This window comes from Kitasatospora sp. NPDC056531, from assembly GCF_042794375.1.
Lineage (GTDB): Bacteria > Actinomycetota > Actinomycetes > Streptomycetales > Streptomycetaceae > Kitasatospora.
In genome coordinates, this window is the sequence record NZ_JBHTTU010000286.1 from 1 (window position 1) to 1,221 (window position 1,221).

Below are 1,221 nucleotides of genomic sequence, written 5' to 3' on the forward strand. Positions count from 1 at the left end.
CTCGTGGACAGGGCGCTCGGCCGCTCCCCGCGCGTGCACGCCCGGGTGAAGCAGATGGCCGGGGTGCTGCAGAGGATGCGGGTGCGGCACGTCGTCAACCCCGAGCCCTGGTGCGCCCCCCAGGCGGGCGATGCGCTCGTGCGGGAACTCGCCGCGAACCTGGCCCGCTCGCCGTCGAGCATCGCGCGCGTCACTTCCTCGATCTTCGGGCGGGAGCGGACCCGGACCATGCGTGTCGACCAGGACGTCCTGACCGGTATCTACGGGCTGCGGCCCGAACGCCGGGCGGCGGCGCTGCGTTCGGTCGACCGCTCGAACGCCGTGTACAAGCACGAGATCGACGCGCTTCCCAGCCGGCTCGACCGTTTCTTCCGCTTCGCGATGTCGTCGGGCATGCTCGCCGTCATGAGTCGGCTCAGCGACCAGTGGACCCAGTTCAACCGGACGGGCATCAGCCCGGAGACGATCCGGATGATGCCCCCCGACTACGTGAACCTGAGGTCGGAGCCGTTGAACAGCCGGTTGGAGATCCGCCTCTCCCGCAAGGGTGTCAACCACCTGCGGCAGTACCGGGACTGGTACGCGGCGCTGTACCCGAGGTTCGAGCCGGACCTCTTCGACCTCGACGTGCGCAGGGGTGTCACCCCGCGGATGCCGCAGGCCTTGGCCGAACCCGACTGACCGGCGCACCGGCGCACCGGCGGGCCGTGCGCGGGGCTCCTCCGGGCGCCGCAGGCATCCTTTCGCGGCGCGGACGCCCTCAGGCGGCCAGGGCCTTGGCGAGGCCGTCCAGGGAGTGCAGGACGTGGATGCCCTCGGCGACCGGGGCGGCGCAGGCGGTGCGGTCGAGCCAGAAGGCGGTCAGGCCGGCGTGGTGGGCGCCTTCGGCGTCGAGGGCGTAGTTGTCGCCGACGTAGGCGACTTCACGGGGGGCCAGGCCCAGGGCGGCGCAGGCGGCGTGGAAGATGCCGGGGGCGGGTTTGGGCTCGCCGTGCTGGTCGGAGCAGACGAGGACGTCGCCGACGTGGTCGAGCAGGCCGATGGCGCGCAGTTTGCGGCGCTGGTGGTCGGCGTCGGAGTTGGAGACGATGCCGAGCCGGTAGTGGGGGGCGAGTTCGGCGAGCGCGGGGGCGGCGTCGGGGAAGGCGGCCCAGGCGGCGTCGCGGTGGGCGGCGTAGCCGGCGAACCAGGCGGCGGCCTGCTCGTCGGTGAGGTGTTCGG

Annotated in this window: 2 protein-coding genes; one reads left to right on the forward strand and one right to left on the reverse strand. The window is 72.8% G+C overall.

Annotated features, from left to right (window positions below; genetic code table 11):
- Nucleotides 1–681: hypothetical protein (locus ACFQ87_RS45645; protein WP_380616955.1), on the forward strand; the 681-nt coding region annotated here is incomplete at its 5' end.
- Nucleotides 682–760: 79 nt separating this feature from the next.
- Here ACFQ87_RS45645 and ACFQ87_RS45650 read toward each other — a convergent pair.
- Nucleotides 761–1,221: HAD family hydrolase (locus ACFQ87_RS45650; RefSeq protein ID WP_380616956.1), on the reverse strand; the 461-nt coding region annotated here is incomplete at its 5' end.